We start from the raw sequence: 7,119 nt of genomic DNA, 5'->3' as shown, positions 1-7,119 counted from the left end.
CATGCTCAACACCTTCCGCAACACCGGCAAAGATGAGCACCCGAATCGCGATGCTTTAGTTGCGATTCTGAACAATTACACCGAACAGCTCCAGCAATTTGGCGAGATCCGCTCTACCGTCTCCTTAGCGGAAGCAAAAGAAAGTAAGGCAGTCGAGACGGTGGAGACCGCTGCTCAGCAACGCCGCACGCAAAGTGTCGCTGAGCAAACTGTGCGTATTGACATTCGCGCACTAAATAGCCTTGTTAATCTTTCTGCTGAACTGGTCATTGCGCGCAACCGCTTAAACAACGAGCTTGCCGCATTTACCAAAGTCGTGAACCGCTTCCTCAAAGAGCGCACTCAGCTTGCACAAATTAGCAAGAAGGTGCTCACGATGATTCAAAAAGGCAGCAAAGAAGCCAGCGCACTGACTGGTTTTAGCGACGTGCTCAAAGAATTCTCTGAAACCGAGTTCGACCGCTTCAGCGAACTGGACATTATCTCACGCGATATCAAATCGGCTATTCTTAACCTTGACGACTCCATTTCAGAGCTTAAGAGCATTGGTAGTATGCTCAACCAAAATATCGTCAAGGTCAGTAGTATCGCCAACGACCTTAATCGCGAGATTGTAGGAATGCGAATGGTACCCGTCAAGCAAATGTTCACGCGCTTTAGCCGCTCGGTGCGCGACATTGCGAAGATGGAGCAGAAAGAAATCAACCTCGTTACCGAAGGCGAAGAGACAAAGCTCGACAAGACTGTGATGGAAGAAGTGATTGAACCGATTATGCACATTGTCCGCAATGCCATCGGTCACGGGATTGAAACGCCTGATGTGCGCCGTGCATTAGGCAAGCCGCCTGTAGGCACGATTACGCTGCGCGCCTATCAGAAAGGCAGTCGTGTAATTTTGGAGGTCGAAGACGATGGTGGCGGGATCAACATCGAAAAAGTCAAAGCCAAAGCCATCAAGGTTGGTCTTATTACACCTGAGGAAGCGGAGAAAATGACGCCGGCTCAGGCTACTGAGCTCATTTTCCGTCCGGGCTTCAGCACGGCTGAAAAGGTTACAGAGCTGCAGGGACGTGGCGTCGGCATGGATGTGGTGCAGAATACCATTCGTCGCCTCAAGGGCACGACCAACATTGAGACGGTTTCGGGCAAAGGCACAAAGTTTATCATCTCTCTGCCGCTTACGCTTGCTATCGGAGATGCGCTGCTCGTTACGGCGCTTGACCAAACCTATGCTATTCCACTTGAGCCTGTGCTTGAGACCAGCTATATCTCGACGGACATCATTGAGCAAGATGAAGATGGCAAGCGATACATTACACTGCGCGATGAACGTATTGAACTTCGATACCTCAATGACATTCTTGGCTACCAGTCTGATGTGATGCTTTTCAAAGCTAAGGTTGCCGTCGTGGTGGTCAAGCTCGAAGATGAGCAAAAGAAAGTTGCGATTGCCGTTGAAAAGCTCATTGGCAAGGAAGAAATCGTTGTAAAGACGCTCGGCAAGCATTTGCGCAATGTGCCCGGTGTGATTGGCTCTACGATTCTTGGTGACGGTCAAGTGATTATCATCTTGGACATTGAGTATCTCTTGCGCTCTGAGGAAGCCCGCAAACGTGATGTGTATGTCTCTGTCAACAGTGGTGCAGCTGAAGCCATTGCGGTAAGCACCGAAGCGCCAGCTCAGGCTATCAAGCGTCGAAAGCGCAAGGGTGCAAAAATTACCGTGCTACATGCCGACGATTCACCCAGCGTGCGCAAGTATGTGCAATCCGTCCTGAAGAATGCGGATATGACGGTTATCTCTGTCGATGATGGCTTAGCGGCGCTGAATCGCTTGCCAACTGCCAACGTAGATTTGATTATCAGTGACCTTGAAATGCCACGTATGAATGGCTTTGAGCTTGTCTCTGAGATTCGTAAAATGCCAGAGTATCAAGATTTGCCGATCGTCATTGTAACTGCTCGTGCTGGCGATAAACATCGCCGCACGGGTCTGGAACTTGGTGCAAATGCGTTTCTAAACAAACCTTTTGACCCACAACAGCTCATTGAAACTATTGAGAGCTTTGTGGCCTGATTTAGCACATAGCACTTTATGTCAATAGGCTCTTTTGCCTCTTCACTGCCCGCATCGAGCGAGGTGGTGATTGCTGAGATTGGCAATCGATTCTTTGGCTTCGAGACCGCTTCAATTAAGTCGATTGTTGAACTACCGCCAGATGACCCTCGTCTTTTAATTGAGCCTTATCTTGGCTCATTTTCATATCAAGATGGGAAAATCCCCTTGCTGCAACTCGCTGATTTTTTCTCACTCCCCTCTCCCAAGCGAAATGGTAAGGTGTATGTGTTAGTTATGAGCTATCCAGACTCTCCTCTCTTTGGTGTGTTAGTCTGTAAGGTGCTTGGGAAATTGCGCGCGCAAACGATTTGCCCACTTCCTCAGGAAGCTTTCCAGTATGCGTATCTCTATAAGTATGCGTTTGAGTTTAATGGGTCTTACCTTCTGCTAATTGATGCGTATCAAGCTCTCCATTACGTTACGGAGTATATTCACTCACTTGGCAATCTTTGAAGTATGCAGTCGACAAACCCCTATTTTGTGGTGCGAATCGGTCGCTTCTACTTCGGCATCTTATCGGAGTATGTGCGGAAAGCGCTTCCAGTTATTCCGCATATAGAGGTACCTCTTCTCAAACCACACTTTGGCGGCATTGTGCTTTACAGCAAGCGTTTTATCGCCAAACTTTTTTTGGATTCTGTGTTGGATATTGGGCTTTATCGCCAAAGCAAAATTGTTACGACCGACTCCACTGTCATTTTTGAAGTGCAAGGTGTGACATTTTGCGCTACAGTCAATGAAGTGATGCCTGTTACACTGGTTGAGCAGAGCAAGATTTTGCCGATTGAACAAGCCCCTGAATCATGCGACCCGATTTTTCCAAAGAAGGATTATCTTTTGGGCTTTTTTGAGGAACGCCAAAAACACGTGTATATTGTTGATATGGAGAGAGTTTTTCGTGACAGTTTTGCAGCATTGCCACAAACCTAAACTGCCAAGATATGTCAGCCCAAGTTGCAGATTCTGTTGCGCAGCGGCGCGTGCTTATTGTTGACGACGAAGAGAACATTCCTGTTGGTATTCTTAAAACGCTTTCTCGCTCAGGACGATACTACGCCAAGCATGCACAAAGCGGCGACATTGCTCAGCAAATTCTCGCCCAAGAGCCATTCGACCTTGTGATTACCGACCTGAAAATGCCGAACAGCAAGTTACAAGGTATTGACTTGCTTCGGCATATTCGCACAACCTACCCCGACATCGGTGTGATTGTGATGACCGCATATGGCTCCGCAGCAGTTCAAGAAGAGGCTTCTCGACGTGGTTCATTGCTTTACATTGAGAAACCTTTTGATTTGGAAAAGCTCCTTAGTGTGGTCGAGGACTTTTTTACGCGCCGTGAACAAGCTGCCAAGAGCACAGCGTCATCAAGCACTGAGAGTGTTCAAGGCATCATTCCCGGCTTGCAACTGATGGATGTGATTCAGATGAATTGCCTATCGCGCATTACTTCCACGCTGCATATCAAACGAGGCGATGGCGCTGCCGAAGGCATTATTTGCTTCAACAAGGGCAATATCACCCATGCGGAAACCAGCACACCTCGTTCTGGCAAAGATGCTTTCTTTGAAATTCTCACTTGGAAAGGCGGCAGCTTTGACACCATTGAGCAGATTCCGCCAACTGTTACTATTGTCGAAAGCTGGGAGCAGCTGATGATTGAAGCAATGCAGATGGACTTAATCGGTGATGCCACTCCTGCCGAAACGCAGCCTAACACACTTCGCGTCCAAGTTCAGACTACTCCCAAAGAAGAAGAGATTGCGGACACATCTAAAATGCTTGACCGTGTGCTTGCTGGTGCTAAGGCTGAGGCAGCTTTTCTGGTTACGCACACGGGCTTTGTGCTTGACAAACGCGTCGGTAGCTCTACGATTGACCTTGCTAAATCAGGCGACGAGATGTCTAAGCTCCTGCCGGGCATTTTTGCCGTCGGTAAGTCTATTGCGGGGGGCACGCTTAACGAAATTGTTCTACGCTTCAGCAACAAAACTGTGATGATTCGTAATGTGCAAGGCAGTGATATTCTCTTCATTGTGATTTCACCCGCCAGCGTCCCGTCGGGCGATATGTTTAAGGCTATTGAGCGTGAGTCTGAGACCATCAAGAAAATTTTGTAAGCATTTGTCAGCATTTTAGGCATTTTAGAATTAACCCAACTTTTGTAGATTTGTAATTCCAAACGCTTCGACCGTCGTATGCGTAATTTCAGCGAGGCCCTTTCGCTCTTTTCCGATCTGCCATCAGTAGAGGGTGTGCTGATTGCTGATAGCGACGGTCTTACCTTAGCCAGTTCTTTCAAGTCCAAGGATGCGCACATTGCGCTATCACCGATTTTTCATTCCCTGCTCGATAGCGTATTTCAAAAATTGAATGAAATAGGCGAAACGGCCAACCAGATTTTCATTGTGCAGGACGCTCGCCTAATTGTAGTCATCCCGATTTACGATGTGTTTTTGCTAGCATTCTCAGAGAAGAAAAATTTGGATATGCTGCAGTCCAAGCTCCAAGAAGCTGTTAAAATTGTGATGAGCATTGTTAAACCAGAACTTCAAAACACATAATCCCGACGACAATGGCGAACATCAACTATGCAAACAAGGAGATTATCATCAAGATTGTCTACTATGGCCCTGGTATGAGTGGCAAGACCACGAATCTGCAAGTCATTCACCAGATGGTGCCGCAGGAAGCTGCCAGTAAGATGATTTCACTAGCGACTGAACAAGACCGCACGCTCTTTTTTGACCTTTTGCCACTCTCGCTTGGCTCAGTGAAAGGTTTCAACACCAAGTTCCAGCTCTACACAGTTCCGGGTCAGGTCTACTACAACACCACGCGCAAACTGGTGCTCAATGGCGTCGATGGCGTCGTTTTTGTCGCCGACTCACAGCAAGGTAAAATGGCGGAAAACAAGGAGAGTATGCAGAACCTCAAGGAAAACCTTGCTGAGTATGGAATTGACCTTGCTAAGTTCGCGGTGGTTATTCAGTATAACAAACGCGACCTTCCCAATATCTACTCAATCGAAGAGCTACAGCGTGAACTCAATCCATACGGTTTCCCCTATACGGAGGCGGTTGCGTTCAAGGGTCAAGGCCTGATGGAGACGCTCAAGCTCATCAGCAAGCTGACTTTGCAGCGCATTGGGCAAAAAACAGGCACCGGCACTACCGTTAGCGAACAGCCTGCGGCACAACCAGCTCCTGCTGCGGCGCCACAAGGCAGCAGTGAATTTTTCAAGAATTTGCAAAATAAGATGCGCTAATACGCCTTTTCCGATTTCTTCTTCAGGGCGAACTGCACAGTTCGCCTTTCGTATTTTTAAAGTCCAAAATGGTAACTGACTAAATTTTATATGCCTGATTCCGTTACCTTCGACACCATTGAAGATGCGCTGGAAGATATTCGGCGCGGTAAGCTCGTCATTGTTGTCGATGATGAAGACCGCGAGAATGAAGGCGACTTTATCACAGCGGCAGAAAATGTCACGCCTGAAATGGTGAATTTCATCACGAAAGAAGCGCGCGGTCTATTGTGCGTGGCAATTACGACGGCACGTGCCCAAGAGCTGCAGCTTGAGCCAATGGTGCGTCATAACACTTCAACGCACGAGACCAACTTTACCGTCTCAGTCGATGCAAAATTAGCGGGCGTCACAACAGGAATTTCCGCTTTCGACCGTGCGACTACGATTCGCCACCTTGCCGATCCATCTGCACGCCCTAATGATTTTGCCCGTCCCGGGCACATCTTTCCGCTTCGGGCAATGGACGGTGGGGTTTTGCGCCGTGTCGGGCACACTGAAGCGGCTGTCGATCTTGCTCGGCTTGCAGGATTCCGTCCTGTCGGCATTCTTTGTGAGATTCTAAAAGACGATGGCACGATGGCACGCGTGCCTGACCTTGTAAAACTGCGTGACCGACTCGGCTTGAAACTCATCACTATCAAAGACCTTGTGGCGTATCGAATGCAGAAGGAAAAGCTGGTGCGCCGTGCTGTCGAAGTTCGCTTGCCTACGCATCTTGGTGAATTTAAGCTTATTGCATATGAAACCTTAATTGACGACAAAAATCATCTGGCACTGGTCAAAGGAGATGTTGCTAATGGTGAACCAGTGCTTCTGCGCGTGCACTCGTCTTGCACCACAGGCGACCTTTTCGGTTCACTTCGCTGCGACTGTGGCGAGCAGCTTGCCATCGCAATGATGAAAATTGAGCAAGAAGGGCGTGGCGCACTAGTCTATCTGATGCAAGAAGGACGTGGCATTGGACTCATTAACAAGCTCAAAGCATATAACCTTCAAGATGAAGGTCTTGATACTGTAGAAGCAAACGAACGGCTAGGCTTCAAACCTGACTTGAGAGACTATGGCATCGGGGCGCAAATCCTTGTGGACTTGGGGATTCGCAAAATGCGTCTGATGACCAACAATCCGAAGAAAATCGTTGGTCTTGAGGGCTACGGTTTGGAGGTTGTTGAGCGTGTGCCTCTTGTAATCGATTCCAACGATATCAACAAAGCCTATCTTGCCGCTAAGGAGCGTAAGCTCGGACACTTGATGAGCAACACAACACATGACTCAGGGCGATTGCTCCTAAAAATTTTCGGGCATCGCTAAGTTTTATTAACTTTCTGCTTCAATCTTTACTGCGGGGTGTAGCTTAGCTGGTAGAGCGCTGCGTTCGGGACGCAGAGGCCGTGGGTTCAAATCCCGCCAGCCCGACCATCTAAACCTCAAGCATCATTCCTCCTCACCACTCCATTCATAACAGAACTTTTTGAGGATCCTTGTTTAATCCCCAAAAGGCCATCCCAGTCACTCAACCAACCTCTATGAGTAATAGCGCGGAAAACATTCAGTTACCCGAAAACATGTCCGGTTATGTCCTTGCTGCCTCACCAGTTTTGCTTGACCCTAACTTCCGCAAAACCGTTGTTTACCTCCACCACCACAGCCGCAAAGAAGGAGCTTTAGGTTTCGTTCTCAATCGCCCTTT

The 7,119-nt window shown here is 48.2% G+C and carries 7 protein-coding genes and 1 tRNA gene; all 8 read left to right on the top strand.

Going from position 1 to position 7,119, the window contains the following annotated elements:
- The coding region (locus NZM05_05275; GenBank protein ID MCS7013027.1) for a hybrid sensor histidine kinase/response regulator at positions 1-2,077 on the top strand (2,077 nt) is incomplete at its 5' end.
- 18 nt (positions 2,078-2,095) lie between these two features.
- Positions 2,096-2,572, top strand: coding sequence for a chemotaxis protein CheW (locus tag NZM05_05270; protein ID MCS7013026.1), 477 nt, complete (start codon positions 2,096-2,098; stop codon positions 2,570-2,572).
- Positions 2,573-2,575: 3 nt separating this feature from the next.
- Positions 2,576-3,049 carry a hypothetical protein gene (locus tag NZM05_05265; protein MCS7013025.1) on the top strand — a complete coding sequence of 158 codons (474 nt, stop codon included), beginning with the start codon at positions 2,576-2,578 and terminating at the stop codon, positions 3,047-3,049.
- Between the two features lie 11 nt (positions 3,050-3,060).
- Positions 3,061-4,239: a response regulator gene (locus NZM05_05260; GenBank protein MCS7013024.1), complete on the top strand. Its 1,179-nt coding sequence runs from the start codon at positions 3,061-3,063 to the stop codon at positions 4,237-4,239.
- 78 nt (positions 4,240-4,317) lie between these two features.
- Positions 4,318-4,683: a roadblock/LC7 domain-containing protein gene (locus tag NZM05_05255; protein MCS7013023.1), complete on the top strand. Its 366-nt coding sequence runs from the start codon at positions 4,318-4,320 to the stop codon at positions 4,681-4,683.
- An 11-nt stretch (positions 4,684-4,694) separates the two neighbouring features.
- Positions 4,695-5,387 carry an ADP-ribosylation factor-like protein gene (locus NZM05_05250; protein ID MCS7013022.1) on the top strand — a complete coding sequence of 231 codons (693 nt, stop codon included), beginning with the start codon at positions 4,695-4,697 and terminating at the stop codon, positions 5,385-5,387.
- Positions 5,388-5,477: 90 nt separating this feature from the next.
- A complete protein-coding gene (locus NZM05_05245; protein MCS7013021.1) occupies positions 5,478-6,740 on the top strand; it encodes a bifunctional 3,4-dihydroxy-2-butanone-4-phosphate synthase/GTP cyclohydrolase II in 1,263 nt (420 codons plus the stop codon).
- 32 nt (positions 6,741-6,772) lie between these two features.
- Positions 6,773-6,848 (top strand) — tRNA-Pro (locus NZM05_05240).
- The last annotated feature ends 271 nt before the right edge of the window (positions 6,849-7,119 follow it).

Source organism: Chloroherpetonaceae bacterium (assembly GCA_025056565.1).
GTDB lineage: Bacteria > Bacteroidota > Chlorobiia > Chlorobiales > Thermochlorobacteraceae > Thermochlorobacter.
This window is presented reverse-complemented; position numbering and strand designations above follow the sequence as displayed.

Bases quoted from the DNA above. Each gene is read 5' to 3' on its own strand.
- NZM05_05250 (MCS7013022.1), top strand. From the start codon at position 4,695: ATGGCGAACATCAACTATGCAAACAAGGAGATTATCATCAAGATTGTC.
- NZM05_05270 (MCS7013026.1), top strand. From the start codon at position 2,096: ATGTCAATAGGCTCTTTTGCCTCTTCACTGCCCGCATCGAGCGAGGTG.
- NZM05_05260 (MCS7013024.1), top strand. From the start codon at position 3,061: ATGTCAGCCCAAGTTGCAGATTCTGTTGCGCAGCGGCGCGTGCTTATT.
- NZM05_05265 (MCS7013025.1), top strand. From the start codon at position 2,576: ATGCAGTCGACAAACCCCTATTTTGTGGTGCGAATCGGTCGCTTCTAC.
- NZM05_05245 (MCS7013021.1), top strand. From the start codon at position 5,478: ATGCCTGATTCCGTTACCTTCGACACCATTGAAGATGCGCTGGAAGAT.
- NZM05_05255 (MCS7013023.1), top strand. From the start codon at position 4,318: ATGCGTAATTTCAGCGAGGCCCTTTCGCTCTTTTCCGATCTGCCATCA.